A 26444-nucleotide genomic window follows, 5' to 3' on the forward strand; every position below is an offset into this window, starting at 1 on the left:
CAGCACGCCGACCAGGGCGTCGCCGACCACCAGGTTGCGGCCGAGGTCGGCGGGGGGCAGGCCGGGCACCAGGGTCGCCAGCCGCAGCGACAGCGCGGCGACCGCTGCGCCCATCGGGCTCACGTCGACCCCGAACACGCAGCGCTCCAGCACCAGCAGGCGCAGCAGGGCGAGGTCGCCGGCCTCCACGTCCCCCCCTGCCGTGGCGCGCAGCCGGTCGAGGGCGGCGCGCAGCGGGGGCAGCGGGGTCCGGCCGAGGAAGCGGACCAGCTCGTCGGTCAGCTGGTCGACCGCCGCGACCAGGAAGCCGGCGCCGCCGCAGGCGGGGTCGAGCACGGCGAAGTCGAGCAGCCCGGCGGCGGCCGCCTGCTGGTCGGTGGCGGCCAGCTCCCCGATCCGCTCCAGGTGCGCCCGGAAGGCCGGCACGACCGTCTGCCCGACCAGGTGGCGGACCAGCTCGGGGCGGGTGTAGTAGACGCCGCCGCCCTTGCGGTCCCCCTCGTGGGCCTGCCAGCGCAGCTCGCCGGCGTCGCCGGCGGCCAGCCGCAGGGAGCGCAGGCCCTCGTAGAGGTGGCCGAGATCGACGGCCTCGAGGGCCGCCGGGTCGCGCCCGAGGCCGAGCAGGACGGCGGCGACCTCGGGGTCGGCCAGCAGCGCCTGCTGGAGGCTGCCCGCGCCGGGGGCGCCGTCGCCGGCCGTCTCGTCCAGGCCGCCGAGCGCGGCGCCGGAACGCTCCGCGCAGCGCTGGAACAGGGCCCGGAACAGCAGCGTGAGGGCCGCATGCTCCAGCTCCTGGCGGAACTGCCCGCCGGCCGGGTCGAGGCCCCGCGACCGCGCCAAGCGGCCGAGCGCCCGGCCGAGGGCCGGGAGCACGGTCTGCCGGATGGTCCCGTCCAGGCGCCGGTGCAGGGCGGAGGCGGCCTCGCGGGCCTCCCGCTGGAGGGCGGCGAGCTGGCCGTCGGCCAGGTAGTCGGGGCCCAGCAGGGCCAGGTACGGCCGCTGGCCGTCCGGCAGGGCGCCGGCGTCCAGGTCGAGGAGGCGGGCCGAGGCGGCACCGGTCGCCGGGTCGTCGTGGAACAGCTGCAGGCGCCGCCGGCAGACCAGCAGGCCGAAGGGGACACCGGCGGCGGCGCAGTGATGCAGCAGCACGCCGACGGGCGAGCGGCCGTCCTGGTCGAGGCGGTCGAACTCCGCCGGGTCCCCCAGCCGGTGGACCACCGCGACCGGCCGGCCGGCGTGGCGGGCGAGCCAGCCGCGCCGCCCCCGTCGCTCCAGCTGGTAGCCGAGCGCGGCGAGCACGCCACGCCAGTCGACGTCCCGACCGATCCCCTCGGTCGCCTCCCTGGCCCGCCGCCAGCGCGCCGGGTCTCCACTGAGGCGCCAGTCGAGGACGTCAAGGCTGAGCAGGTCGCGAAGCTCCAGGCCGGGCACGCCGGAACCATAGCAGCGACCTGCCGGCGTGGGCGGCGGTTGAGCTGGCGGGACGGGCGCTGCTACCCTCGGCGCGCGCCGGGCCTTGCCGGGCCTTGCAGCGTTGCGTTTCCGAACCCGCCAGAGGAGGCCCGTTCCCGATGTCCGAGTACAAGCTGGCAGCCGAGAGCCGCGCGGACGCCGGGAAGGGAGCCGCCCGCCGCCTGCGGGCCGCCGGGCGGGTCCCGGCCGTCCTCTACGGGCACGGCACCAAACCGAAGCACCTGAGCATCAACGCCCGCGAGTTCACCCAGGCGCTGCGCACCGACGCCGGCAGCAACGTGCTGCTGGACCTGCAGGTCGGCCGGACCAGGCATCTGGCCCTTGCCAAGGAGATCCAGCGCCACGCCGTCAAGGGCACCCTCGTCCACGTCGACTTCCTGCTGGTCCGCCGGGGCGAGAAGGTCCGGGTGTCCGTCCCCGTCCACCTGGTGGGCGACGCCGTCGGGGTGCGCGAGGGCGGCATCATCGACCAGGACCTCTACCAGGTCCACGTCGAGGCCGAGGTGACCAACGTGCCAGAGGCGGTGGAGGCCGACGTCTCCGGGCTCGGCATCGGCGATGTGCTGCGGGTCGCCGACCTGAAGGCCCCCGAGGGCGCCACCATCCTGGAGGAGCAGGAGGCGTCGGTGGTCTCGGTGGTGGCGCCGGCGGTCGAGCCCGAGCCGGAGGAGGCCGAGGCGGCCGAGGCGGAGGTCGCCGAGGGCGAGGCGCTGGCCGCCGAGGCGGCGGGCGAGGGCCAGGCCGCCGAGGGCGAGGGCCGGACGGAAGGCTAGCGCCCGGTTGCGGTTCCCGTTCAGGCGACGGCGGCCGGCCATGGGCGACGACGGCGCTCCCTGGATCGTGCTCGGGCTCGGCAACCCCGACGACGAGTACGGCGGGACCCGGCACAACGCCGGGGCGATGGTGGTCGCCCGGCTGGCCGCACGCGCCGGCGTCACCTTGAAACGGTCCCGCAACCGCGCCCAGGTGGCCGAGATCCGGGACGGCGACGCCCGCGTCGTGCTCGCCCGGCCGACCAGCTACGTCAACGAGTCCGGCGGCCCTGCCTCCCTGCTGGCCCGCTGGTACAAGACGCCGCCCGAACGGATCATCGTGGTCCACGACGAGATCGACCTGGCCGCCGGCAAGCTGCAGGTCCGCCGAGACGGGGGCACGGCAGGCCACAACGGCCTCAAGGACATCGTCAAGGCGCTCGGCACGCCCGACTTCCTCCGCGTGCGGATCGGCATCGGTCGCCCGCCCGGGCGCCAGGACCCTGCCGACTACGTGCTCGACCGGATCCCCAGGCGGGAGGCGGAGGACTTCGACGTACTGCTGGAGCGGGCCGCCGACGCCGCCATGGACCTGGTGCACCTTCCGCTGGAACTGGCCCAGGACCGCCACAACCGCTAGCGCCGTTGCCACATTGGCGTATAGCGATATAGCTTTACGTCTATGGACTACGTGATCGTGGACGTCTTCACCGACACGCCGCTGCAGGGCAACGCGCTGGCCGTCTTCACCGACGGCCGCGGCGTCCCCGCCGAGCGGATGCAGCAGATCGCCAGGGAGATGAACCTCTCGGAGACCGTCTTCGTGCTCCCCGCCGAGGCGGGCGGCGACGCGCGGGTCCGCATCTTCACCCCGCTCACCGAGCTGCCCTTCGCCGGTCACCCGACGCTGGGGACCGCCTGGGTGCTCGCCGAGCAGGCAGGGCAGGACGCGATCCGGCTGGAGACCGGCGCCGGCCTGGTCCCGGTCGCGTTCCAGCGGCAGGACGGGCGCATCGCCGCGGGGCGGATGCAGCAGCCGATCCCGACCTGGGAGCCCTACCGGCGCGCCGACGAGCTGCTGGCGGCGCTGCGGGTCGAGTCCTCGCGGCTGCCGATCGAGGTCTACCGCAACGGGCCGCAGCACGTCTACGTCGCCCTGGAGAGCGAGCAGGCGGTGGCGGCGCTGGAGCCGGACCTGGGCGCGCTCACCAGGATGCCCGGGGTCGAGGCCAACTGCTTCGCCGGCTCGGGCACCCGCTGGAAGACCCGCATGTTCGCCCCTGGCGACGGCGTCCCCGAGGATCCCGCCACCGGCTCGGCCGCCGGGCCGCTGGCGGTGCACCTGGCACGCCACGGCCGGATCGCCTTCGGCCAGGAGATCGAGATCCGCCAGGGCGCCGAGATCGGCCGCCCCTCCACCCTCTACGCCAGGGTCGAGGGGGACGGCGACCGGATCGACCGGGTCGAGGTCGCGGGCTCCGCGGTGGTCGTCGCCCGCGGCGAGCTCCTTGTCTGACGTCGAGGTCTTCGGCGCGCTCGCCAGCCCGCGGCGGCTGCAGGTGCTTGCCTGGCTGAAGGACCCGCGGGCGCACTTCCCGCCACAGCGCGACGGCGACCTGGTCGAGGACGGCGTCTGCGTGCTGTTCATCGCCGAGAAGCTCGGCGTCGCCCAGCCGACCGCCAGCGCGCACCTGCAGGCGCTCGCGCGCGCGGGGCTCGTCACCGCCAAGCGCATCGGCCAGTGGACCTTCTACAGGCGCGACGAGACCGCGATCGCGGCGTTCAAGCATAGGATCCGGCAGGAGCTGTGATCACCACGAGGAGGTCAGCGTGAACCCAGAAGCGGTGCGGTCCGCAGCGGCGCGGATCGCTGGCCGGGTGCACCACACGCCGGTGCGGACCTCGGCCACCCTTGACGGCCGGACCGGCGCGGCCGTCCTGGTCAAGGACGAGGCGGTCCAGAAGACCGGCTCGTTCAAGGTCCGCGGGGCGTTGAACCGGCTGCTCACCCTGCCAGAGGAGGCTCGCGACCGTGGCCTGGTGGCGGTGTCGGCCGGCAACCACGCCGCCGCCCTGGCGTGGGCGGCAGCTCAGGTGGGCGCGAAGGCCACCGTGGTCATGCCCACCTACGCGCCGGCCGCCAAGGTGGCCGCCTGCTGGGGCTACGGCGCCGAGGTGGTCCTGCACGGCGACACCACCGGGGAGGCGTTCGCCGAGAGCGAGCGGCTGCAGCGGGAGCGCGGCCTGACCTTCGTCCACCCGTTCGACGACCCCGAGATCGTCGCCGGCCAGGGCACCGTCGGCCTGGAGCTGGTCGAGGACGCCGGGCCGGTCGACGTCTGGGTGGTCTGCGTCGGTGGCGGCGGCCTGACCTGCGGCAGCTCCCTGGCCATCCGCGACGCCAACCCCGGCTGCCGGGTGGTGGCGGTCGAACCGGAAGGGGCCGCCGCCCTGACCGCCGCCCTGGCGGCCGGCAGGCCGGTGCCGATCGTGCCCCGCTCGGTGGCCGACGGGCTGTGCGCGCCCTTCGCCGGACCCCTCACCTTCCCGCTCTTCCGCGACCTGGTCGACCAGGTGGTGCTGGTCTCCGAGACCGAGCTGCTGGCCGGCGTCCGCTTCGTGATGGAGCGGATGAAGGTGGTGGTCGAGGCGGCCGGCGCGGCCGGGGTCGCCGCCCTGCTCGCCGGCAAGGTCGGCGACGTCGCCGGGGCGCGGGTCGGGACGATCCTGTCCGGCGGCAACGTCGACCTCGGCGTGGTCGTCCCGCAGCTCCCTCCGGCCGACTGACGCGCAGGCCGGCGGCAGGGGAGCCTAGCCGCTCGACCCCGCCGCCGGCCCTACCTATGTCGGCGCCAGCCTCCGCGTCTTGACAGCCCCGCCCGAGCCTTGCCGGCCGAGCCGGCTTCGTCGGAATGCTGCGGTAGTCTGGACGTTGTAGCAGGTAGCCCCCCGGCCTCGGCCGTCGGGGGCTACCTGTGTGCGCCCACACCGCCGCGTTCCGGAGGACCCCGAAGTTGCGCCTTGAGCCCCTGCTCGACCGGCTGCCCGCCGACCCCGCCTTCCAACAGCTGCGCGCCGCCCTGGAGGGTGCGGACGCGCAGCGGGTCGAGGCGGTCGTCCCGGACGTGGCCAGAGCCTTCCTGCTCGCCGGGCTGGCCGCCGCCAGCGGCCGGCTGCTGGTGGTGGTCACCGCCACCACCGCCGACGCCGAGGCGATCGCCACTGACGTCGCCGCCTTCCTCGGCCCCGACCGGGCGGCCTGGTTCCCGGCGTGGGAGACCCTGCCCCACGAGCGGCTCTCGCCCCGATCGGAGACGGTCGCCAGACGCCTCGCCCTGATCCGGCGGCTCTCCGCGGAGGGAGGGGGGGACGGGCTTGCCGTGCTGACGGTGCCGGCGCGGGCGATGATGCAGCCGCTGGCCCCCGGCCTTGACGCGGTCGAGCCGGTACGGGTGGCCCGCGGCGACCGGGTCGAGCTGGAGGACCTGCTCGAGCGGCTGGTCGCCTCCGGCTACCAGCGCACCGACATGGTCGAGCGCCGCGGCGAGGTGGCCGTCCGCGGCGGCCTGGTCGACTTCTTCCCGCCGGGCGAGGACCACCCGGTCCGGGTGGAGCTGTGGGGCGACGAGGTCGAGAGCATCCGGGCGTTCGCGGTGGCCAGCCAGCGCTCGCTGACCGAGCTGCCGCAGGTGGTGGCCTTCCCCTGCCGCGAGGTCCGCCTCACCCAGGCCGAGCGCGGCCGCGCCCGCCAGCTCGCCGCCGAGGTGCCGGTCGCCGGCGACCTGCTCGCCCAGGTCGCCGAGGGCCTGGACGTCGAGGGGGTCGAGTCGCTGCTGCCGCTGCTGTTCGATCACCTGCAGCCGCTTCCCGCCTACCTGCCCGGCGACGCCGTGCTGGCGCTGGTCGACCCCAAGCGCACCCTCGACCGGGCCGAGGAGGTCCGCCACCAGGCCGACGAGGCGATGCAGGCGTCGTGGGCGACCGCCGCGGAAGGCTCGCAAGCACCCATGGAGGGGATCGCCTACCGGCCGCTGGAGCAGGTGCTGGCCGACGCCGGCCGGCCGGTGCTGCGGCTCGGCCCGTTCGACTCCGGGGACCCGACCGCCGTGCGCGTGGACGCCCACGCCATCGAGCCCTACCGGGCCAACATCACCAGGGTGGCCGCCGACGCCCGCGAGCTGGCCGCCGACGGCTACACCGTGCTGTGCTGCACCGAGGGGGCCGGGCCGGCCCAGCGGCTGGCCGACGTCCTGCGCGAGGAGGGCCTGGTGGTCCCGCCGCCGGCCGCCGAGCTGCCCGCCGACCTCGGGCCCGGCGTGCTGGTGGGGACCGCGCCGCTGCTGACCGGCTTCCGCCTGCCGGCGTGCAGGCTGGCGCTGCTGGCCGAGGGCGACCTGTACGGGACCAGGCGCCAGACGCGCGAGCAGGCCCGCATGCCCTCCAGCCGCCACCGCGCACGGCACGCGGGCGGCCAGCTCGCCCTCGAGGAGCTGCAGCCGGGCGACGTCGTGGTCCACGCCGTGCACGGCATCGGCCGCTACATCGGCATGGAGCAGCGCACCATCGGCGGGGCCGAGCGCGACTACCTGGTGCTCGCCTACGACCAGGGCGACCGGCTGTACCTGCCGAGCGAGCAGGTCGAGCTGATCAACCGCTACGTCGGCGGGGAGGCGCCCAAGCTGTCGCGCCTCGGCAGCCGCGAGTGGGACCGGCAGAAGGCAAGGGTGCGGCGCAAGGTCCGCGAGATGGCCGCCGAGCTGGTCCGGCTCTACTCCGCCAGGATGGCCTCGCCCGGACACGCCTTCGGGCCGGACGCCCCATGGCAGCGCGAGCTGGAGGACGCCTTCCCCTACACCGAGACGCCCGACCAGCTCACCGCCATCGAGGAGATCAAGGCCGACATGGAGCAGCCGGTGCCGATGGACCGGCTGCTGTGCGGCGACGTCGGCTACGGCAAGACCGAGGTCGCCGTGCGGGCCGCCTTCAAGGCCGTGCTCGACGGCAAGCAGGTCGGCGTGCTGGTCCCCACCACCCTGCTGGCCCAGCAGCATTTCGCCACCTTCTCCGAGCGGTTCGCCCCCTTCCCGGTCAAGGTCGCCACGCTCAGCCGCTTCCAGTCCAGGCGGGAGCAGGACGAGGTGGTCGCCGCCATGGCCGCCGGCACCGTCGACGTGGTCATCGGCACCCACCGGCTGCTGTCGGCCGACGCCAAGTGGGCCGACCTCGGCCTGGTGGTGGTCGACGAGGAGCACCGCTTCGGGGTCGGGCACAAGGAGCACCTGAAGCAGCTGCGCACCGAGGTCGACGTGCTCACCCTGACCGCCACCCCGATCCCGCGGACCATGGAGATGGCGATCTCCGGCATCCGCGACATGTCGGTGATGGAGACCCCGCCGGAGGAGCGCCACCCGGTGCTCACCTTCGTCGGCGCCTACGACGAGGCGACCGTGGCCAACGCCATCCGGCGGGAGATGCTCCGCGAGGGGCAGACGTTCCTGGTCCACAACCGGGTCGACTCGATCGACCGGGTGGCCCTGCGGGTGCGCCAGCTGGTGCCGGAAGCACGGGTCGGCATCGCCCACGGGCAGATGACCGAGGAGCATCTCGAGCGGGTCATGCTCGACTTCTGGGACAAGGCCTACGACGTGCTGGTCTGCACCACCATCATCGAGTCCGGGATCGACATCCCGACCGCCAACACGCTGATCGTCGACCGCGCCGACGCCCTCGGCCTCGCCCAGCTCTACCAGCTCAGGGGACGGGTCGGACGCTCCCGCGACCGCGCCTACGCCTACCTGTTCTACCCGGCGGAGCGGTCGATCACCGAGACCTCCCACCAGCGGCTGGCGACCGTCGCCACCCACCAGGACCTGGGCTCCGGCCGGGCGATCGCCATGAAGGACCTGGAGATCCGCGGCGCCGGCAACCTCCTCGGCGCTGACCAGTCCGGCCATGTGGCCCTGGTCGGCTACGACCTGTACATGCAGATGCTGGCCGAGGCCGTGGCCGAGATGCGCGGCCGGCCCGTGGAGCAGCCCAAGGACCTCAAGCTCGAGGTCCCGGTCGACGCGCACCTGCCCGCCACCTACATCCAGCGCGAGCGGCTCCGCCTGGAGGCCTACCGGCGCCTGGGCGGGGCCAGGGCGGTCGACGAGGTGGCGGCCCTCGGGGCCGAGCTGGCCGACCGCTACGGACCCCCGCCGCCCCCGGTCCGCAACCTCCTGGCCCTCGCGGGCGTCCGCGCCCAGGCGACCGCCCTGGGGCTCACCGAGGTGGTCTGCTTCGGCGGCCGGGTCCGGCTCGCGCCGGTGCCGGCGCTCCCCGAGTCCAAGCAGGTCCGCCTCGACCGGCTCTACCGGGGCGCGGTCTGGAAGGCGGCCGAGCAGACCCTGGTCGTGCCCCTGCCCGCCGACCCGGGCACGCCCAAGCTGGGAACTGCCGGGGGAGCGGGAGCCGTCGACCTGCCCGCCTGGCTGTCCGAGCTGCTGGAGGGCGTCCTCGACGCCGAGAAGGCCCCCGAGCTCCCCGCGGCCGACCACCGCCACGAGCCCCACCGGGCCGCCTCCTGAGCGGTCGTCCTCGCCGTCCCGGCGCGGTCGCTCCCGGGTCCGTGGCGCCGTCGTCCTCGCCGTCCCGGCGCGGCCGGGCGGAGGCGCCCGAGCCGGCAGGCGGGCCACGCCGAGTGACAGGGACGGCTATCCTTGACCGTCGCCAACCGCTGGATCCAAGAACGTGAGGTTCGTCGTGCGCCGTCTCCTGCCTGCCCTCGTCATCCTGGTCGCCCTGGTGGCCGCCGGCTGCGGTTCCGGTACGAACACGGTCGCGAGCGACCAAGCCGCCACGGTCGACGGCACCGCCATCCCGGTCAAGGAGCTCACCGCGCTGGTCGAGGTGGGCAGCAGCCAGCAGCAGTCGCGGCCGGCCAACGACACCACCCGCCAGGCCCTCGAAGGACTGATCCAGTCCCAGATCGTGCTCGGCGGGGCCAAGGGCGAGGGCGTGACGGTCGCCGACGCCGACGTCGACGCCCGCCTCTCCCAGCTCAGGGAGCAGGTGGAGGCTCAGGGCGGCGCCTTCGAAGAGCTGCTGCGCCAGCGCAACCTGACCGTGCCGATCCTGCGCAACCAGCTCCGCGTCCAGCTCGCCGCCGAGCGGGTCGCGGCCAAGCTGGTGCCCGGCCCGAGCGACGCGGCGCTGACCGAGACCCTCGGCAAGCGCAAGGCCGAGTTCATGCAGCTCCACATCCGCCACGTGCTGGTCAAGGACGAGGCCACCGCGGACAAGGTCCGCCAGCTGCTCGAGGGCAAGGGCGACTGGGCCGGGGTGGCCAGGCAGTACTCGACCGACCCCGGAAGCAAGGACAAGGGTGGCGACCTCGGCTTCCAGAGCAAGGGCCAGACCGTGGCCGAGTTCGACAACAAGAGCTTCGAGCTCGCCGGCAAGGGCGACTGCAAGGGCAAGACCGAAGGGCCGTGCGCCTCGCCGATCTCCGAGCCGGTCAAGACCCAGTTCGGGTGGCACGTGATCCAGGTCACCGGGGTGCAGCTCCCGAAGCTCGACGACCAGCTCCGCGGCCAGCTCGACCCCGGCCTGCAGCAGCGCAGGCAGACCGCGGTCCAGGACTGGTTCTCCAAGCGGCTCAAGGCGGCCAGCGTGACCGTCAACCCGCGCTTCGGCCGCTGGGACGCTGCCGCGGGCAAGGTGGTCGACCGGGAGACGGCCCCGCAGAGCACGGCGCCCCCCACCAGGCAGCCCTCCGAGGGCCCGGCCACCACCACGTCCCGGCCGTAGGGCCGCACGGCCATGGCCAGAGTCGTCCTCGTCGCGTCCAGCCCGCGCTTCCCGCTGCTGTTCCCGCCCCAGACCTGGCGGGCGCTGGACGCCGGGCACCCGGTCTACGTGCTCGACGCCGGCCACCCGTCGCTCCCGGCCCTGGACGTCGCCGAGATCCCCTGGGAGGTGCTGCCCGAGGCCGAGGACACCGGCCCGGCCGGCCGGGACCTGCTGCTGGTCGGCCAGGGCCTCGACCTCGAGGGCGTGGCCGCGGCCAGGCGGCGGGCCGACGCCCTGCTCGACCTGGCCAGCGAGCGCGGCACGGCCACGCTGCTGCTCCCGCCGGTGAACGACGGGCCGCTGGTCCAGATGGTCTCCGACCGGGCCGCGCGCCAGCACGTCGAGGTGGAGGCGGTGTACCCGCTGGGCGAGCCGAAAGGCTCCGCCCTGCTCGACCTGGTCGAGACCGAGACCCGGCTGCGCGGCCCGGGCGGCTGCCCGTGGGACCGCGAGCAGACCCACGCCTCCCTGGCCAGGCACCTGGTCGAGGAGTCCTACGAGCTGCTCGACGCGATCGACGAGGGCGACCCCGACCACCTCCGCGAGGAGCTCGGCGACCTGCTCCTGCAGGTCGTGTTCCACGCCCAGATGGCCGAGGACGCCGGCACGTTCGACGTCGACGGGGTGGCCAGGACCATCACCGAGAAGCTGGTCCGCCGCCACCCGCACGTCTTCGGCGACGTGCGGGTCGGGTCGGCCGGGGAGGTCGTCCGCAACTGGGAGGCGATCAAGCGGGAAGAGGAGGGCCGGACCGACCCGCTGGCCGGCATCCCGTCGGCCCTGCCGTCCCTGCAGCTCGCGGCCAAGCTGCAGCGGCGCGCGGCCGAGGGCGGCTTCGCCTGGCCCAGCCGGCACGGCCCGGCCGACAAGGTGGCCGAGGAGCTCGAGGAGGTACGCGGGGCGTCCACGCCAGCCGACCTCGAGTGGGAGGTGGGCGACCTGCTGTTCGCGGTGGTGGCCCTGGCCCGGTCCGTGGACGTGGACCCGGAGGCGGCCCTGCGCCGCACGGCCCGCCGGTTCCGGGCCCGCTACGCCGCCGCCCGGGCCGCGGCCGAGGCCGAAGGCAAGGACCCGGCCACCCTCGACCTCGACACGTGGCTACGGTACTGGAAGGCGGCCAAGCGCTCCCTCGCCACCCAACCGGAGGCGTGAGCCCGGGCGCCGGTCAGCGCGGCGGCGTGGGTCCCTGGTCCGCCGGCCGCTCCCAGGCCGGGGGCTCCCCGGCGCCCCCGTCGAGGGGCACCGTCTCGTCGGACGCCTCACGCGGCGCCGCCGGCGGCGCCTCCGCCGGCTGCCCGTAGCCCGGCTGGCCGCCTGGCTGCCCGTAGCCCGGCTGGCCGCCGGGCTGGCCGCCGGGCTGGCCGTAGCCTGGCTGCTGGGACCACTGCTGGCCCCAGCCCTGCTGCGACTGTCCCCAGCCCTGCTGGGCGCCGGGCCTGGCCTGGCCCCAGCCGGGGGCCAGGGGTGGTGCCGGCGCGGCCGGGCGGCGGCGGGCGGCCCGGACCACGAGGACGATGACCAGCACGACCAGGGCGAGCAGCACGGTCCCGCCGATGATCAGCCCGATCACCACGTTCCTGACCGTGCTCCGGGCGGCCTCTTCGACGTCCCCGGTGGTGTTGTCCAGCCCGGGCGGGCGGGGGCCGAACTCCTCCTCGAGGTCGGAGCGGCTGTAGGTCTGCTCGTCCGCGGATCCCGTTGTCGGAGTCCGCGCGATCACGGTCAGCTCGGAGAACCGCAGCGGGAAGTTGTCCCAGATGACCTCGGCCGCCCTGTCCTGCTCGTGGCGCACCCCCGACGCACCCGCGTTGCTGTCATAGGTCAGGGTCACCCGGTTGCTGCCGCCGCTGATGTCAGGGTTGTGGATACCGGCGTCGCTCAGGGCGCTCAGGGTCCTGATCATGCCGCTGGCAAAGCTGCAGCCGGCCACCAGGACCGTGACCACGGCCACCAGGCAGAGCCACCGTCCGGCCCGCGGCCAACCCCGCTCCCTCATCGACATCGGACGGCTCCTTGGCGAGAATCCAGTAGGAGCCGAGGATACCGCGTGCGCCCGCGTCGAATTCGGCGCCGGCGAGAGGGTGGTGGCCACTGTGGAAAAGATCCCCGATCCCGCCGACCGGCGATGGTATGCTCGCGCGCGCCCGGACCGCCGCGAACGCAGGGAGGGCTTTCCCACTATGGCTTCCATCGCTGCCATCGAGCTCATCGTCGCCCGCGAGGTCCTGGACTCCCGCGGCAACCCCACCCTCGAGTGCGAGGTCCAACTCGAGGACGGCGCGACCGGGCGCGCCATCGTCCCGTCAGGGGCCAGCACGGGCCGGTTCGAGGCCGTCGAGCTGCGCGACGGCGGCTCCCGCTACGGTGGCAAGGGCGTGCGCAACGCCGTCCGCAACGTCAACGAGGTCATCGCGCCGAAGCTGCTCGAAGAGGAGGACGCGCTCGACCAGCGGGCGGTCGACCGGCTGATGCTCGACCTCGACGGCACCGACAACAAGCAGAAGCTCGGGGCCAACGCCATCCTCGGGGTGTCGATGGCGGTGGCTCGGGCCGCCGCCGACTACCTCGGCGTGCCGCTCTTCCGCTACCTCGGCGGGGTCTCGACCTACCTGCTGCCCGTGCCGCTCATGAACGTGGTCAACGGCGGCGCCCATGCCGACAACGACGTCGACTTCCAGGAGTTCATGGTGGTGCCGGTGGGCGCGCCCTCGTTCGCGGAGGGCCTGCGCATGGGCACTGAGGTCTACCACGCCCTCAAGGGCGTGCTGAAGGAGCAGGGCCTGTCCACCGCCGTCGGTGACGAGGGCGGCTTCGCGCCCAACCTGCCCGGCAACGAGGCCGCCCTGGAGCTGCTCGTCCGGGCGATCGGCAAGGCCGGCTTCGAGCCCGGGGAGGAGGTCGCCCTGGCCATGGACCCGGCCGCCAGCGAGTTCTACCGGGACGGCCGCTACGAGCTGGCCGGGGAGGGCCGCAGCCTGGCCTCCGACGGCATGGTCGAGCTGTGGCGGACGCTCTGCGACCGCTACCCGATCGTCTCGATCGAGGACGGGCTGGCCGAGGAGGACTGGGAGGGCTGGGTCGCGCTCACCGAGGCGCTCGGTGACCGGGTGCAGCTCGTGGGAGACGACCTGTTCGTCACCAACGTCGAGCGCATCCAGCGGGGCCTCGACGACGGGGCGGCCAACTCCGTGCTCATCAAGGTCAACCAGATCGGCACCCTGACCGAGACCTTCGACGCCGTCGAGCTGGCCCACCGCGGCAGCTATACCACAGTGATGAGCCACCGCTCAGGCGAGACCGAGGACACCACCATCGCCGACCTGGCCGTAGCGGCCGGCTCGGGGCAGATCAAGACCGGCGCGCCGTGCCGCACCGACCGCGTCGCCAAGTACAACCAGCTCCTCCGCATCGAGGAGCTGCTTGGGGAGAACGGCCGCTACCCGGGGCGGCTCGCCTTCCCCCGCTCCTACCCGGCCGGCGACCGATGAGCCACTCCGGGTCCGCCGGCTCGGCGCCCGGGTCCGCCGGCTCGGCGGCGGACCCGGGCGCCGAGGCCCAGGGGTGGCCGCGGTCCGGGGCCCGAGCCCCGCTCCGCCTCACCCCGCGGGGCGTGCTCCTGTTCCTCGTCCTGTTCGCGCTCGCCGCCACCGCCGTCTACCCGTTGCGCGCCTACGTGGCCCAGCGCAACCGCATCCTCACGCTCGAGGCCAAGCACCAGGCGCTGCAAGCCGAGAACGACCGTCTGGCCCGTGAGCAGGCCCGCCTCAACGACCCCGCCCACATCGAGCAGCTCGCCAAGCGCGACTTCCACATGGCCCGTCCGGGCGAGGAGACCTGGCAGCTGAACGGCACCCCGCCGCCGGACCGGCCGGTGGCCAGGCAGACGACGGAGCGCCACCGGTCGTGGGCCCAGCGCGTCTGGGAACGCCTCACCGGCTGGGTGAAGTGACCCTGGGCGGGCCCTGATTCCGCAAGTGCGTTTGTTGACGGCCTGAATTGCCGTCCCTACGATGGACCCGAGCCCAGCACCGCTTGGCTCCGTGGAGTTCCCCACAGCAGAAGGAGTGTCGGTCGCCAGCATGCCTGCCGAGATCGGGGCCATCGTCCCGGGCACGGTCGTTCGCCTCGCCCCCTACGGTGCATTCATCAAGCTCGAGACGGGCGAGACGGGTCTCGTCCACATCTCCGAGATCGACCGCAACTACGTCCGCTCGGTCGAAGAGCACCTGCGCATCGACGACCCGGTGGTCGTCAAGGTCGTCGGGATGAAGGACGACGGCAAGATCGACCTGTCGATCAAGCAGGCCGCCCCCGACTGGCAGCCCGAGGTCTCCCGGCCCCGGCGGGCGGCCAAGGACCCCGAGTTCGAGCAGAAGCTCAAGCGGTTCATGCGCTCGAGCGAGGAGCGGCTGGTCGACGTCAAGCGGCAGCGCGAGGGCCGGCGCGGCTAGCCGGCCGTTGCCCCGCACGCCGAACCGGTCGCCGCGCCGGCCCGATCCGGCGGCGCCGCCCGACCCCCTGCACGCCACCTGGATACCGTCCCGGGCCGCCCAGCCGGGTGCGGACACCCGCGCCGAGCCGGGCTGGGCGGCGTCGCTCCCTGAGGCCTCGCCTGCCGAGCGCGGGCTGGTCGAAGCCCAGCTCGGCCGCGAGGCGCGCGGCTCGCTGGCGGTCGCGGCCCGCTGCCGCTACGGGCTCCCAGCGGTCGTGCGCACCGCCCCTCGCCTCCCCGACGGCACGCCGTTCCCCACCCTGTACTGGCTGACCTGCCCGGCCGCCAGGGTCGCGGTGGGCCGGCTGGAGGCGGCGGGCTGGAACGCCCTTCTCTCCGAGCGGGTCGCGGACGAGCCCGACCTGGCCCGGGCCCATGCCGACGCGCACGCGGGCTACCTCGCCCAGCGCGACGCCCTCGGCCGGCTGCCCGGCGACCCGGGGGTCGGCGGCCTTCCCGGCCGGGTCAAGTGCCTTCACGTCCTGTACGCCCACGAGGTGGCCACCGGGTCCGACCCGGTCGGCCGCATCGTGCGGCGGGCCGTCGACCCCGTCGACTGCCCCGGCCCGTGCGTGGACCCGTCCCGCGCCGCCACCCCGGCCGCCGAGCCGTCGTATCCTTCCCGCGCCGCCATGCCGGCCGCCGAGCTCGCGGACCCTGCCGCGCCGCCACGCCGGCGCCGGCCGCCTGGCCCCCGGGCGGGCTGAGGTCGCCGTGCGTCTGGCCGCCGTCGACGTCGGGACCAACTCCACCCGCCTGCTCGTCGCCGACGTCGCCGGTGGCCGCATCGTGGCCGAGCCCGCCCGCGAGATGGTCATCACCCGGCTCGGCCGGGGCGTCGACCGTACCCGCCGCTTCGACCCGGGCGCGCTGGCCAGGACCCTGGAGGTGCTCGGCGGCTACGCCGCCACCTGCGACCGGCTCGGCGTCGAGGCGGTCCGCGTGGTCGCCACCAGCGCCACCCGCGACGCCCGCAACCGGGAGGAGCTCGCCGCCGGGGTGCGCCAGCGCCTCGGCGTGGCGCCCGAGGTCCTCACCGGCGACCAGGAGGCGGTGGCCACGTTCGCCGGCGTCACCGGAGCACTGGCCGGGCCCGGCGCCGGCCGTACCCTCGTGGTCGACATCGGCGGCGGCTCGACCGAGTTCATCATCGGGGGCCGGCCGGCGCCGGGCCCGGTCACCACGACCCCAGCGTCACCCGGCCTGGTGCTCTCCCCGCCACCTGCGGTCCCGGCCTCGTCCGGGGCGCCCGGAGTCCCCGACGCGATGATCTCGCTCGACATCGGCTGCGTCCGCCTCACCGAGCGCCACCTCCACACCGACCCGCCCACCCCCGAGGAGCTGGCCTGCCTGCGCGCTGACGCGCGCGTCCACCTCGACCGGGTGCCTGCCGTGCTCGACCCGGCGTCCGCCGACCGGGTGGTCGGGGTCGCCGGCACGGTCACCACGGTCGCCGCCATCGCGCTCGGCCTGGACCGCTACGACCCGGCTCGGATCCACCTGGCCACCGTGGACACAGCCCAGGTCGCCGCCACCGCCGACATGCTCTGCGCGATGACGGTAGCCGAGCGGGCGGCGCTGCCGGTCATGGCCGCCGGGCGCGAGGACGTCATCGCCGCCGGTGCGCTGCTGCTCGCCGAGGCCTGTAAATTGTTCGGATTCATGCAAATCATGCCGAGCGAAACGGATATCCTGGACGGCGTGCTCCTCGGGTTAGCAGGATGCTGACCTGGACCAGGAGGTGGACGTGCGCACCGAGCGCTCGGCGACGGAGCCAGTCCGGGAACGGGCGGAGACGGAGCTCCAGCCTCGCTACCGCGTGACGGCCGTGGAGGCCATGACAGGCATCCCCGCGAGCACCCTGCGCTCCTGGGAGCGGCGCTACGGCTGGCCCCGCCCGGCCCGCACCCGGTCCGACCAGCGGCTCTACTCCGACCACGACGTGGCCGTCATCCACTTCCTGGTCCAGCGGAGGACCGAGGGCATGTCCATCGCCCAGGCCACTGGCCTGCTCGGCACGACCTCCGCGGTCGAGGAGCGCGACCCCGACCGCATCCTCGCCGACCTGGTCGACGCCTTGCGCGCCTTCGAGGAGGCCGCCGCGGAGACGGCGTTCTTCGCCGGTGAGCGCCTGCTCGGCCTGGAGGGCGCCGTCCGGGAGCTCGTCCCCCGGGCGATCGCGACCACCGCCAGCGGCGCCGGCCCGCCGATCGCCGCCGAGCACTTCGCCTCCAACTTCCTGCGCAGGCAGGCGCTCCGCCTGCTCGACGGGCTCCCGGCAGCCCGCGGCTGCCCCCTGCTGGTCGGCTGCGGTCCCGACGAGCAGCACGAGCTGGGCGCGCTGCTGCTGACACTGCTCCTGCGCATCCGCGGGCACCGGGTGGTCTACCTGGGCGCCCGCCTGCCCGGTTCGGCAGTCCAGCGCGCCGTGGCCGCCCTCGAGCCCTGCGGCGTCGCGATCAGCATCACCATGCCCGAGTCGCTCGAGCAGGCGGTGGCCTGGACGCGGGCCGGCGGGGGCCGGCCCGCGGGCGGCGGCCCCCGCTACTGGTGGGGCGGCCCAGCCGTCACCCAGGCGCCCGACCTCGCCAGCCGCCTGCCCGACGACGTCCTGGTCGAGCCGGCCATCGACGGTGCCGCCACGATCTCCAACGCCGTGTCCACCACCCGGCGCCGCTGAGTCTGCCTCGCCGTGCCGGGGAGCTGGCTCACGAAGCGGTCAGCGGCGGGCTCGGCCTCCAGGGCCCGACCGCGACCGCCGACCCGAGGGTGTTTGGAGATCACGAAGCGGGTCAGCGGCGGGGCTCGGCCTCCAGGAGCTTCACCGGGAGCTCGCGGCCGGTCGGGGTCAGGTAGCTGAACTCCTCGCCGGGGCGGCGGCCGACGACTGCCTGGCCGAGCGGCGACTGCAGGCTGAGCACGTCCATGCCCTCGATCGCCTCCTCGCGGCTGCCGAGGAAGTAGGTCTCCTCGTCACCGGCGATCTCGAGGTGGACGACCATGCCCGGCGCCACCGTGTCGGACTCGGGGGCCTCGCCGACCACCGCCGAGCGCAGGATTGCCTCGAGCTGGCGGATGCGCGCCTCCATCATCCCCTGCTCGTTCTTTGCGGCGTCGTAGTCGGCGTTCTCCCGGATGTCACCGTGTTCCCGCGCCACGCCGATGACCTGGGCGATGCGCTCCCGCCCCTCGGTCTTCAGCGTCTCGAGCTCGGCCGCAAGGCGGTCGTACGCCTCCTGGGTCAGGTAGGTGGCGCGTTCGCTGGTTGGCTGGGACACGGTAATGAACCTCCTTGGCCGGCCGGACCTCGGGTGCAGGGGCGCTCGCACGTGCCCCATGCCGGCCGTCGATGACGTGCTACGGGACTGCCTGGGCTCCTCCGTCGGCTGCAGGGTCGCGTTCCCGCGAGCCGGCGGCCGGGCACCGCCCCCCACCCCACCTCCACACAAGTGGCCGAAGGCCCGGAAAGCGCAGAGGCGGGCATGACGCCCGCGAACGCAAACGCTACCTTGAGAAAGGTGCCCGGTGCCAGGGTCTTGTCATCGGCTCGCGGCGACCGGGCTTGAGCCGGTACGAGGATACCCGCGCGCGTGGGCCTCGGCAGGCGCCTGGACTCCCTCGGCCCGGGGGAGGCGGAGCTCGAACCGGGCGCCGCCCCCGGCCGCTTCCTCGGCCACGAGCAGCTCGCCCTCGTGGGCGCGGGCGAGCTGGCGGGCGATCCACAGCCCCAGCCCGATCCCGCCGGCGCGCCTGGTCGCGCCGGCGTCCAGCTGGGCGAAGCGCTCGAAGATCCGGTCCCGGTCGCCTGGCGGCACGCCCGCGCCGGCGTCGGTGACAGAGATCACCACCAGGCCGCCGGTACTGGCCGCCTCGAGCCGGATCGGGGTGCCCTCGGGCGAGTACTTGGCGGCGTTGTCGAGCAGGTTGGTGACCACCTGAGAGACCGCCTCGGGCGCGGCGCGGACGGGCAGGGGGCTCGCCCGCACGGCGATGACGATGTCGCGGTCGGGGTGGCAGAGCTGGACGGCCCGCCCGGTCTGGCGGACCAGCTCGCCTGCCTCGACCAGGGGGCGGGCCTCGACCGGGTCCGCGGCCTCCTCCTCCAGCCGGGAGGCGAGCAGGAGCTGGTCGATCAGGCGCTTGAGGCGTTCGCCCTGCCGGTTGGCGATGCTGAGGAGCTCGTCCCGCTCGGCCGGGGTCAGGTGTCGGTCGCGACCGGCGAGGGCGGTGAGAGTGCCCAGGATGGCGGTGAGGGGCGTGCGCAGCTCGTGGGAGACGATGGCGAGCAGGTCGGCTTGACCGGAACGTCCCGCTGTGCGCACATCGTCGGCGAACCAGTTCAGACCCTTCACCCCCCCGAGTCGGTTCGTAGCTCAGTATACCTAAATAGGATCAAACGTCTATTCCAAATAAGCCTCACCTATCTATCGAAACTCCGGATCGGAGCGAGATGTTCCTGGTCGTGCTGGTCCTGACAGGTGCCCTCGCGGTGCCGCTGCTCGGGGGCCGGCTCTCCGCCCTGGCCGACGTGGAGGTGCGGCTTGGCTGGGTGCTGTTCGCGGCGCTCGCGCTCCAGGTGGTGAGCCTCTACCTGCCCGGGCTGCCGAGGGGGGCGCGGGTCGCTCTCGGGGTCGTCTCCTACCCGGTCGCGGGCGTGTTCGTGGCGGCCAACCGGCACCTGCCCGGCGTGCCGCTGGCCGCGCTCGGGGCCGCGCTGAACCTGCTTGCGATCCTCGCCAACGGCGGGGTCATGCCGGCCTCGCTGTCGGCGCTGGCAACGGCCGGGCTGCCCGTGGACGCCTCCGGCTACCGGAACTCCGCCGCGGTCGCCGACCCGCGGCTCGCCTTCCTCGGCGACGTGTTCGCCATCCCGGCCTCCTGGCCGTTCTCCAACGTGTTCAGCGTCGGCGACGTGCTCCTCGGGCTGGGTGCCGTCTGGGGAGTGCACCGGGTCTGCGGCTCCCGCCTGGCCTCCCCGCCCCGGTTCCGCCGGCCCCGGCCGCCGTCGGCGCCCGACGGTCCCTGAGCGGGCCTGGGTTGGGGATGCGCCGGGGGGCTTCGCCCAGCCCCTGAACGGGCCTGGTTGCGGGCGGCGCACCGGGGCGGGCTTCGCTACCCTTGCGGGCGACCCTGTCCTGGCTGAAGGAGCTGTCCTGGCTGAAGGAGCTGTCCAACGGTGCCTCGTACCCTGCTCGCCGTGCACGCCCACCCCGACGACGAGTCGTCCAAGGGCGCGGGCACCTTCGCCCGTTACGCCGACGAGGGCGTGCACACCGTGGTGGTGACCTGCACCGGCGGGGAGGCTGGGGAGATCCTCAACCCGGCCATGGACCAGCCGGGCAACCTCGAGCGCATGCCCGAGCTGCGCAGGCAGGAGCTGGCCAAGGCGCTCGAGATCCTGCGCGTGGACGCCCACTACTGGCTCGGCTACCGGGACTCCGGCATGGCCGACACCGAGCCCAACGCCCACTCGGACGCCTTCGCCAACGCCGACCTGGGCGACGCGGTCGGGCGCCTGGTACGGATCATCCGCGCCGAGCGGCCTCAGGTGATCGTCACCTACGACGAGCGCGGCGGATACCCCCACCCCGACCACGTCCGCACCCACGAGATCTCCGTCCCGGCCTTCGAGGCAGCCGCCGACCCGGCCCGCTACCCGGACGCCGGGCCGCCCTTCCAGCCGCTGAAGCTGTACTACCACGCGACCTCCACCAAGCGGCGGCTGGAGACCATCCACACCGGCGCCATCGCCCGGGGGGTCGAGAGCCCGTACGGGGAGTGGCTCGAGCACTGGAGCGACGACGCGTGGCCCGAGCCGGTCGTCACCAGCCAGATCGACGTGTCCCGGTGGCTGGCGCAACGCCGGGACGCCCTGATCGCCCACGCCACCCAGATCGACCCGAACAGCCGCGGGTTCGCCATCCCCGACGAGGTGGTGGCCGAGGTCTACCCGTGGGAGGACTACACCCTGGTCCGCTCGCTGGTCCCCACCGGCGACCCTGAGACCGACCTGTTCGCGGGCATCGGCCCCGACGGCGAGCCCCTGGTGGGGTAGGGCGGGGACGGCGTCCGCGGGGACTACAATTCCGGGACCGACCGGTGCCAGGGTCTGCGGCGGCAGCCGGTCGCGGCCGGGCCCCGACGAAGGAGGACCGCTCCCATGCAGGTGCACGACTCGATCCTGGACACCATGGGAGGGACGCCGCTCGTACGCCTGTCGCGGGTCGGCCGCGGGCTGGCCCCGACGGTCCTGGCCAAGGTCGAGTACCTCAACCCGGGCGGGTCGGTGAAGGACCGCATCGGGCTTGCCATGGTGGAGCGGGCCGAGCAGGCCGGGCTGCTCGGGCCGGGCGGCACGATCGTCGAGCCGACCAGCGGCAACACCGGCGCGGGGCTGGCCATCGTGGCCGCCCTCAAGGGCTACCGCTGCATCTTCACCATGCCCGACAAGGTCAGCCAGGAGAAGATCGCCCTCCTGCGCGGCTACGGGGCCGAGGTCGTGGTCACCCCGACGGCGGTGGCCCCGGAGTCGCCCGAGTCCTACTACGCGGTGGCCGACCGGCTCGCCGCCGAGATCCCAGGGGCGTTCCAGCCCAACCAGTACGCCAACCAGGCCAACCCGGAGGCCCACTACCAGACCACCGGGCCGGAGATCTGGGAGCAGACCGGCGGGGCGGTGGACGTGTTCGTCGCCGGCGTCGGCACCGGCGGCACGATCACCGGGGTGGGCCGCTACCTCAAGGAGCGCAAGCCGGGCACGCTGGTGGTGGGCGCCGACCCGGAGGGCTCGGTCTACTCCCAGCCCGACGACGTGCACACCTACCTGGTCGAGGGCGTCGGCGAGGACTTCTGGCCGGCGACCTTCGACAAGTCGGTGGTCGACCGCTACGTCACCGTGTCGGACCGGGACTCCTTCCAGACGACCCGCCGCCTGGCCCGCGAGGAGGGGCTGCTGGTCGGCGGCTCGGGAGGGCTGGCCGTGCACGCGGCGCTGGAGGTGGCCCGCGAGCACGGTCCGGACGCCACGATCGTGGTGCTCCTGCCCGACTCCGGCCGCGGCTACCTCTCCAAGATCTACAACGACGACTACATGCGCGAGCATGGCTTCCTGCCCCGGCAGCGGAGAGGCTCCCTGTCCGACGTGCTCGCCGGCAAGCTCCACCACAACACCCCGCCGCTGCTCACCGTGGCCTCCCACCAGCAGGTCAAGGAGGCGATCGACCTGCTCCACACCTGGTCGGTGAGCCAGCTCCCGGTGGTGTCGGGCGACGACCCGTCCGACGTGTCCAGCGTGGTCGGCTCGGTCCAGGAGGGGTCGCTGCTCGAGCGCCTGTTCCGCAAGCCCGAGGTGCTCGACGCGCAGGTCGTCGACGTGATGGACGCGCCCCTGCCCACCGTGGAGCAGCACGAGGCCGTCGAGGACGCCTTCGAGCTGCTCTCCAAGGGCCGCTCGACCGCCGTGCTGGTCACCGAGCACGGCCGGGCGGTGGGGGTCATGACCCGCTCCGACATCCTCGACTACCTGGCCGCCAGCAGCCGCTCCCGCTGAGCCCGGCGCCGACCGGGGAAACCTCGCCGGGGTCGCCACCGGGTGGTGTTCAATGGCGGTCGCCTCGCGAGAGAGGCTCGCGACCAGAACGGAGCAGAGCGACATGTCCGCCAACCGCCACCTCGAGTTCGAGACCAGGGCCGTGCACGTCGGCTCGGCGCCCGACCCGCAGACCGGGGCGGTCATCCCGCCCATCTACCAGACCTCGACCTTCGCCCAGGAGGGGGTCGGTGGCCACAAGGGCTACGAGTACGCCCGCACCGGCAACCCGACCCGGGCCAACCTGGAGGCGCTGCTCGCCTCCCTGGAGGGCGTGCCGGCGGGCGGGCCGGGTGGCGGCCTCTGCTTCGCCTCGGGCATGGCCGCCACCACCACCGTGCTGCAGACCCTGCGCCCCGGCGACCACCTCGTGCTGTCCAGCGACGTGTACGGGGGGACCTACCGGGTCGCGGCCCGGCTGTTCGCCGAGTGGGGCCTTGCCGTCACCGCCGTCGACATGACCAGCCTGGACGCGGTCAAGCAGGCGGTCCGCTCCGAGACCCGGCTGGTCTGGGTCGAGACGCCGACCAACCCGCTGCTCGGCGTGGTCGACGTCGCGGCAACGGCCCAGCTCGCCCACGGGGCCGGCGCCCTCTGCGCGGTCGACAACACCTTCGCCACCCCCTACCTGCAGCAGCCCCTCGAGCTCGGCGCCGACGTGGTGGTCCACTCGGCCACCAAGTACCTCGGGGGCCACTCCGACACGGTCTCCGGCGCGCTCGTGACCAACCTGCCCGAGCTGTATGACCGCTGCAAGTTCCTGCAGAACGCGGCCGGGGCGGTGCCCGGGCCGATGGACTGCTGGCTGGTGCAGCGGGGGGTCAAGACGCTCCCGCTGCGCATGCGGGCCCACTGCCACAACGCGATGCGGGTGGCCGCGTTCCTGGCGTCGCGGCCCGAGGTGGTCGAGGTCCGCTACCCGGGCCTGCCCGGCGACCCCGGGCACGAGCTGGCCGCCCGCCAGATGACCGGGTTCGGGGGGATGGTGTCGTTCCGGCCGGCCGGCGGCGTGGCCGCGGCCAAGCGGCTGGTGGCCGCCACCCGCGTGTTCACCCTGGCCGAGAGCCTCGGGGGGGTCGAGAGCCTGATCGAGCTGCCCGGCGAGATGACCCACGCGAGCGTGGCCGGCACCGACGCGGAGGTGCCCGCCGACCTGGTCCGCCTCTCAGTCGGCATCGAGCACCCCGACGACCTGGTCGCCGACCTCCGGCAGGCCGTCGCCGCCGCGGACGCCGCCGGCTGACCCCGGCGACGCCTTGGACCCTATGGCGCACGGGGACCCCGGCCTGGCCCGCGGGGACCCCGGTCTGGTGGTCCGGACCGCCACCCAGGCCGACGTCGACACCCTGGTCGAGCTGTACGCCGCCGTCGCCGCCGAGGGGCGCTGGATCGCCGGGGAGGCGCCCGTGGACCGCGACCAGCGCCGGGCGCGCATGGCGGCGATGCTGGAGCGGGCCGACGTGGCCATGTTCGTGGCCGAGGCCGGCGGCCGGGCGGTCGGCCAGCTCGGCATCGAACTGGCCCGTTACGGCGTGGCCGACCTGGGGATGCTGGTGGCCGAGGGCTGGCGTGGCCGCGGCGTGGGCAGCGCCCTCATGGAGGCCGCCATCGGCTGGGCCCGCGACGCCGGCGCCCACAAGATCGCCCTGCAGGTGTGGCCGCACAACCAGGCCGGCATCGCCCTGTACGAGAAGTTCGGCTTCGAGCGCGAGGGCTACCTGCGGCGGCACTACCGCCGGCGCAGCGGCGAGCTGTGGGACGCCGTGGTCATGGGTCTGCTGCTTCCCGAGCCCGGCTCCCCCGAGGCCCGCTGACCCGGGCCGCCCAGCCGCCCACCTGGTTTGCCTGCAACGCCCGCGGGCTACGTGGGACCGGTGGGGACCCGATGCGAAGGAGCGGAGAGGACGTCGAGTCGGCTCACTCCTCGGGGTGAGGTGGCTGGCGCAGCCGCTTGGTGGCGGCTCGGCGCTGCTTGGCCGCGAGCCGGCGAGCAGCGGCCGCGCGGCTGGGTTGGGTGGGGCGGCGGGTGCGGGGCACGGCCAGAGCGGTGGCGAGCAGCTCGGCGAACCGCTCCACGGCCGCGCGGCGGTTGGCCAGCTGGCTGCGCTGGGTCTGGGCCACCACCCGCAAGGTCCCGTCCTGGCTGAGCCGTCCGCGCAGCCGGCGCGCGGCCCGCTCCTTCTCCTCGGCGGTCAGCGACTGGGAACCGGCCAGGTCGAACCGGAGCTCGACCCGCGAGTCGGTGGTGTTGACCCCCTGGCCGCCCGGCCCGGAGGAGCGGCTCGCCCTGAACTCGAGCTCCTCGACCGGGATCGCCACCCGGTCGGTGACCCGGACCGTCTCAGCCACGGCCGCCGTCCGGAGCCCGGACCGACCGGCCCGCCACCAGGTGGCGGGCGGTGTTGACCAGGGGGACGTGGGAGAACGCCTGGGGGAAGTTGCCCAGCAGCCGGCCGGACTTGGGGTCGTACTCCTCGGCGAGCAGGCCGACGTCGTTGCGGAGGTCGAGCAGGCGCTCGAACAGCTCGAGGGCCTCGTCGTGCCTGCCGGTCAGGGCGAGGTTGTCGGCCAGCCAGAAGCTGCACGCGAGGAAGGCGCCCTCGCCGGCGGGCAGGCCGTCGACGGCCTCGGCCGCGTCCGGGGGGTAGCGGAGCACGAAGCCGTCCAGCATCAGCTCCCGCTCGATGGCGGCGATCGTGCCCCGCATCCGCGGGTCGGTCGCGGGCAAGAAGCCGACCAGCGGGATCATGAGCAGGCTGGCGTCGAGCTGCTTCGACCCGTAGTACTGCACGAACGACCCTAGCTCGGCGTCGTAGCCCTCGCGCAGGACCTCCTCGTGGATCTCGCGGCGGAGCGCGCGCCAGCGGCCGAGCGGGCCGTGCTCGCCGTAGAACTCGACCGCCTTGACCGCCCGGTCCACCGCCACCCAGGCCATCACCTTGGAGTAGGTGAAGTGCCGGCGCGGGCCTCGGACCTCCCAGATCCCCTCGTCGGGCTGGCGCCAGTTGGACTCGAGGAAGTCCATCAGGGCCCGCTCGAGGTCCCACGACGAAATGGCCGCCGGGACGCCGAGGGCGCGAGCCAGGTAGAGCGAGTCCATGACCTCGCCGTACACGTCGAGCTGGAACTGCTTGACGGCCGCGTTGCCGGTCCGGACCGGCGCCGACCCCTCGTAGCCGGGCAGCCAGTCCAGCGTCAGCTCGTCGATGCGCCGCTCGCCGGCGACCCCGTAGAGGATCTGTATCTGCTCGGGCGCACCGGCCACGGCCCGCAGCAGCCACTCGCGCCAGGCCCTGGCTTCCTTCTTGGCCCCGGCCATCATGAGCGCGTACAGGGTGAAGGTTGCGTCCCGGAGCCAGCAGTAGCGGTAGTCCCAGTTGCGCACCCCGCCGAGCGCCTCGGGCAGCGAGGTGGTCGGGGCGGCCACGATGCCGCCGGTCGGTATGTAGGTGAGCGCCTTGAGGGTGAGCAGGGAGCGGTACACGGCGTCCCGCCAGGGGCCGTCCCAGACGAGCTGGCCGGCCCACTGCCGCCACCAGGACTCGGTCTGCTGCACCGCCTGCACCGGGTCGATGGCGCGGGGCGCGGACTTGTGCGACCAGTGCCAGGTGAGCATGAACGGCACCTGCTCACCCTCGGCCACGGTGAACTCGGCCACGCTGGTGAGGTTGTGCCCCCGCACCTTGACCGGGGTGCGCAGCCATACCGAGTCGGGCCCGCCGATGGCGTGCAGCCCGCCGTCGACGTGGCGCACCCAGGGGATGATCGAGCCATAGTCGAAGCGGACGATCAGCTCCATCCGCATGGGCACCCGGCCGCGCACCCCCTCCACCACGCGGGCGACGTCGGGGTCGTGCTGGCGGGGCGGCATGCAGTCGACCACCCGGACGACCCCGTCCCGGGTGTGGAACTCGGTCTCGAGCACCAGGGTGTCGCCCCGGTAGCGGCGCCGGACCCCGGTGACCTCCGCGGCTGGGGCGATGAGCCAGCGCCCGTGGCGCTCGTCGCCGAGCAGGGCCGCGAAGCAGGCCCGGGAGTCGAACCGGGGCAGGCAGAGCCAGTCGACCGAGCCGCCGCGGCTCACCAGGGCCGCGGTGTGGGTGTCCCCGATGATCGCGTAGTCCTCGATCGGCGCTGGCATCGCTCGTCCCTCGTGCGTGCGGCCACGTCCCGGCATTGGCTGATCTGGTTCGCAGTATGGCAAACGTCGTGCCGCCCGAGTGGGGCTCCCCGCGACCTGTGGGTGCCGCCCGAGCGGGGCGGCCCGCTACCCGTGGGTACACTGGCGGAGCCTCCCCTGCCCGCA

General features: G+C 74.2%; 25 protein-coding genes. 19 read left to right on the forward strand and 6 right to left on the reverse strand.

The genetic code is table 11. The features are described 5' to 3' along the window. On the reverse strand, positions 1–1431 hold a 1431-nt coding region (locus VG276_08715; protein HEV8649475.1), incomplete at its 3' end, for a hypothetical protein. A gap of 140 nt (positions 1432–1571) precedes the next feature. Here VG276_08715 and VG276_08720 point away from each other — a divergent pair. From VG276_08720 to mazG, 8 genes are all read left to right on the forward strand, one after another. Continuing rightward, the gene (locus VG276_08720; GenBank protein HEV8649476.1) at positions 1572–2246 is read left to right on the forward strand and encodes a 50S ribosomal protein L25/general stress protein Ctc; all 675 of its coding nucleotides are present in this window, start codon (positions 1572–1574) and stop codon (positions 2244–2246) included. Between the two features lie 40 nt (positions 2247–2286). Beyond that, positions 2287–2865 carry an aminoacyl-tRNA hydrolase gene (gene pth, locus VG276_08725; protein ID HEV8649477.1) on the forward strand — a complete coding sequence of 193 codons (579 nt, stop codon included), beginning with the start codon at positions 2287–2289 and terminating at the stop codon, positions 2863–2865. 42 nt (positions 2866–2907) lie between these two features. Then, complete coding sequence (locus tag VG276_08730) at positions 2908–3741, forward strand: PhzF family phenazine biosynthesis protein (protein HEV8649478.1); 834 nt, start codon at positions 2908–2910, stop codon at positions 3739–3741. Beyond that, positions 3734–4036: a metalloregulator ArsR/SmtB family transcription factor gene (locus VG276_08735; GenBank protein HEV8649479.1), complete on the forward strand. Its 303-nt coding sequence runs from the start codon at positions 3734–3736 to the stop codon at positions 4034–4036. The genes VG276_08730 and VG276_08735 overlap by 8 nt, the downstream gene beginning before the upstream one ends. A 19-nt stretch (positions 4037–4055) precedes the next feature. After that, positions 4056–5012 (forward strand): threonine/serine dehydratase, encoded by a 957-nt coding sequence (locus VG276_08740; GenBank protein HEV8649480.1) that lies wholly within the window; start codon positions 4056–4058, stop codon positions 5010–5012. Between the two features lie 227 nt (positions 5013–5239). Then, positions 5240–8794 carry a transcription-repair coupling factor gene (gene mfd / locus VG276_08745; GenBank protein ID HEV8649481.1) on the forward strand — a complete coding sequence of 1185 codons (3555 nt, stop codon included), beginning with the start codon at positions 5240–5242 and terminating at the stop codon, positions 8792–8794. Positions 8795–8957: 163 nt separating this feature from the next. Further along, the gene (locus VG276_08750; GenBank protein ID HEV8649482.1) at positions 8958–10016 is read left to right on the forward strand and encodes a peptidylprolyl isomerase; all 1059 of its coding nucleotides are present in this window, start codon (positions 8958–8960) and stop codon (positions 10014–10016) included. Between the two features lie 12 nt (positions 10017–10028). After that, positions 10029–11210 carry a nucleoside triphosphate pyrophosphohydrolase gene (gene mazG / locus VG276_08755; protein ID HEV8649483.1) on the forward strand — a complete coding sequence of 394 codons (1182 nt, stop codon included), beginning with the start codon at positions 10029–10031 and terminating at the stop codon, positions 11208–11210. Between the two features lie 13 nt (positions 11211–11223). Here mazG and VG276_08760 read toward each other — a convergent pair whose 3' ends face one another. After that, positions 11224–12060 carry a hypothetical protein gene (locus VG276_08760; protein ID HEV8649484.1) on the reverse strand — a complete coding sequence of 279 codons (837 nt, stop codon included), beginning with the start codon at positions 12058–12060 and terminating at the stop codon, positions 11224–11226. A gap of 187 nt (positions 12061–12247) precedes the next feature. Here VG276_08760 and eno point away from each other — a divergent pair, with 187 nt between their 5' ends. The 6 genes from eno (at position 12248) to VG276_08790 (ending at position 17230) form a co-directional block, all read left to right on the forward strand. Then, positions 12248–13546, forward strand: a complete 1299-nt coding sequence (eno, locus tag VG276_08765) for a phosphopyruvate hydratase (GenBank protein ID HEV8649485.1) — start codon at positions 12248–12250, stop codon at positions 13544–13546. Further along, positions 13543–14007, forward strand: coding sequence for a septum formation initiator family protein (locus VG276_08770; protein ID HEV8649486.1), 465 nt, complete (start codon positions 13543–13545; stop codon positions 14005–14007). The genes eno and VG276_08770 overlap by 4 nt, the downstream gene beginning before the upstream one ends. Before the next feature lie 130 nt (positions 14008–14137). Beyond that, positions 14138–14509, forward strand: coding sequence for a S1 RNA-binding domain-containing protein (locus tag VG276_08775; protein ID HEV8649487.1), 372 nt, complete (start codon positions 14138–14140; stop codon positions 14507–14509). Between the two features lie 7 nt (positions 14510–14516). After that, positions 14517–15257 (forward strand): DUF501 domain-containing protein, encoded by a 741-nt coding sequence (locus tag VG276_08780; GenBank protein ID HEV8649488.1) that lies wholly within the window; start codon positions 14517–14519, stop codon positions 15255–15257. A 7-nt stretch (positions 15258–15264) separates the two neighbouring features. Continuing rightward, positions 15265–16278 carry a Ppx/GppA phosphatase family protein gene (locus VG276_08785; GenBank protein ID HEV8649489.1) on the forward strand — a complete coding sequence of 338 codons (1014 nt, stop codon included), beginning with the start codon at positions 15265–15267 and terminating at the stop codon, positions 16276–16278. Positions 16279–16297: 19 nt separating this feature from the next. After that, complete coding sequence (locus VG276_08790) at positions 16298–17230, forward strand: MerR family transcriptional regulator (protein HEV8649490.1); 933 nt, start codon at positions 16298–16300, stop codon at positions 17228–17230. A gap of 112 nt (positions 17231–17342) precedes the next feature. On the opposite strand, the gene greA is transcribed toward VG276_08790, so the two are convergent. Together greA and VG276_08800 are read right to left on the reverse strand one after the other, a co-directional pair. Then, the gene (gene greA, locus VG276_08795; protein ID HEV8649491.1) at positions 17343–17828 is read right to left on the reverse strand and encodes a transcription elongation factor GreA; all 486 of its coding nucleotides are present in this window, start codon (positions 17826–17828) and stop codon (positions 17343–17345) included. 261 nt (positions 17829–18089) lie between these two features. Further along, entirely contained in the window at positions 18090–18902 is an 813-nt protein-coding gene (locus VG276_08800; GenBank protein HEV8649492.1) for a HAMP domain-containing sensor histidine kinase, read from the reverse strand. Between the two features lie 98 nt (positions 18903–19000). Between VG276_08800 and VG276_08805 the strand changes: the two genes are divergently transcribed. The 5 genes from VG276_08805 to VG276_08825 all read left to right on the forward strand — a co-directional run bounded on the left by VG276_08805 (position 19001) and on the right by VG276_08825 (position 23952). Then, complete coding sequence (locus VG276_08805; protein ID HEV8649493.1) at positions 19001–19576, forward strand: DUF5317 family protein; 576 nt, start codon at positions 19001–19003, stop codon at positions 19574–19576. Between the two features lie 150 nt (positions 19577–19726). Next, complete coding sequence (gene mca, locus VG276_08810) at positions 19727–20605, forward strand: mycothiol conjugate amidase Mca (GenBank protein HEV8649494.1); 879 nt, start codon at positions 19727–19729, stop codon at positions 20603–20605. Between the two features lie 105 nt (positions 20606–20710). Next, on the forward strand, positions 20711–22099 hold the full coding sequence (locus VG276_08815; protein ID HEV8649495.1) for a cystathionine beta-synthase: 1389 nt from the start codon (positions 20711–20713) through the stop codon (positions 22097–22099). Between the two features lie 103 nt (positions 22100–22202). Then, on the forward strand, positions 22203–23381 hold the full coding sequence (locus VG276_08820) for a cystathionine gamma-synthase (GenBank protein ID HEV8649496.1): 1179 nt from the start codon (positions 22203–22205) through the stop codon (positions 23379–23381). A gap of 22 nt (positions 23382–23403) precedes the next feature. Then, entirely contained in the window at positions 23404–23952 is a 549-nt protein-coding gene (locus tag VG276_08825; GenBank protein ID HEV8649497.1) for a GNAT family N-acetyltransferase, read from the forward strand. A gap of 103 nt (positions 23953–24055) precedes the next feature. Here VG276_08825 and arfB read toward each other — a convergent pair whose 3' ends face one another. Both arfB and VG276_08835 read right to left on the reverse strand, forming a co-directional pair. Further along, positions 24056–24487, reverse strand: a complete 432-nt coding sequence (gene arfB, locus VG276_08830) for an alternative ribosome rescue aminoacyl-tRNA hydrolase ArfB (protein ID HEV8649498.1) — start codon at positions 24485–24487, stop codon at positions 24056–24058. Further along, on the reverse strand, positions 24480–26279 hold the full coding sequence (locus VG276_08835) for a glycoside hydrolase family 15 protein (GenBank protein ID HEV8649499.1): 1800 nt from the start codon (positions 26277–26279) through the stop codon (positions 24480–24482). The genes arfB and VG276_08835 overlap by 8 nt, the downstream gene beginning before the upstream one ends. Between the last annotated feature and the right edge of the window lie 165 nt (positions 26280–26444).

The organism is Actinomycetes bacterium (assembly GCA_036000965.1).
Classification (GTDB): domain Bacteria; phylum Actinomycetota; class CALGFH01; order CALGFH01; family CALGFH01; genus DASYUT01.

Coding starts and splice junctions, on each gene's coding strand:
- VG276_08760 (HEV8649484.1), bottom strand. CDS start 12,060: ATGTCGATGAGGGAGCGGGGTTGGCCGCGGGCCGGACGGTGGCTCTGC.
- VG276_08825 (HEV8649497.1), top strand. CDS start 23,404: ATGGCGCACGGGGACCCCGGCCTGGCCCGCGGGGACCCCGGTCTGGTG.
- VG276_08835 (HEV8649499.1), bottom strand. CDS start 26,279: ATGCCAGCGCCGATCGAGGACTACGCGATCATCGGGGACACCCACACC.
- VG276_08730 (HEV8649478.1), top strand. CDS start 2,908: ATGGACTACGTGATCGTGGACGTCTTCACCGACACGCCGCTGCAGGGC.
- VG276_08775 (HEV8649487.1), top strand. CDS start 14,138: ATGCCTGCCGAGATCGGGGCCATCGTCCCGGGCACGGTCGTTCGCCTC.
- pth (HEV8649477.1), top strand. CDS start 2,287: ATGGGCGACGACGGCGCTCCCTGGATCGTGCTCGGGCTCGGCAACCCC.
- VG276_08770 (HEV8649486.1), top strand. CDS start 13,543: ATGAGCCACTCCGGGTCCGCCGGCTCGGCGCCCGGGTCCGCCGGCTCG.
- mazG (HEV8649483.1), top strand. CDS start 10,029: ATGGCCAGAGTCGTCCTCGTCGCGTCCAGCCCGCGCTTCCCGCTGCTG.
- VG276_08815 (HEV8649495.1), top strand. CDS start 20,711: ATGCAGGTGCACGACTCGATCCTGGACACCATGGGAGGGACGCCGCTC.
- VG276_08820 (HEV8649496.1), top strand. CDS start 22,203: ATGTCCGCCAACCGCCACCTCGAGTTCGAGACCAGGGCCGTGCACGTC.
- VG276_08805 (HEV8649493.1), top strand. CDS start 19,001: ATGTTCCTGGTCGTGCTGGTCCTGACAGGTGCCCTCGCGGTGCCGCTG.
- VG276_08720 (HEV8649476.1), top strand. CDS start 1,572: ATGTCCGAGTACAAGCTGGCAGCCGAGAGCCGCGCGGACGCCGGGAAG.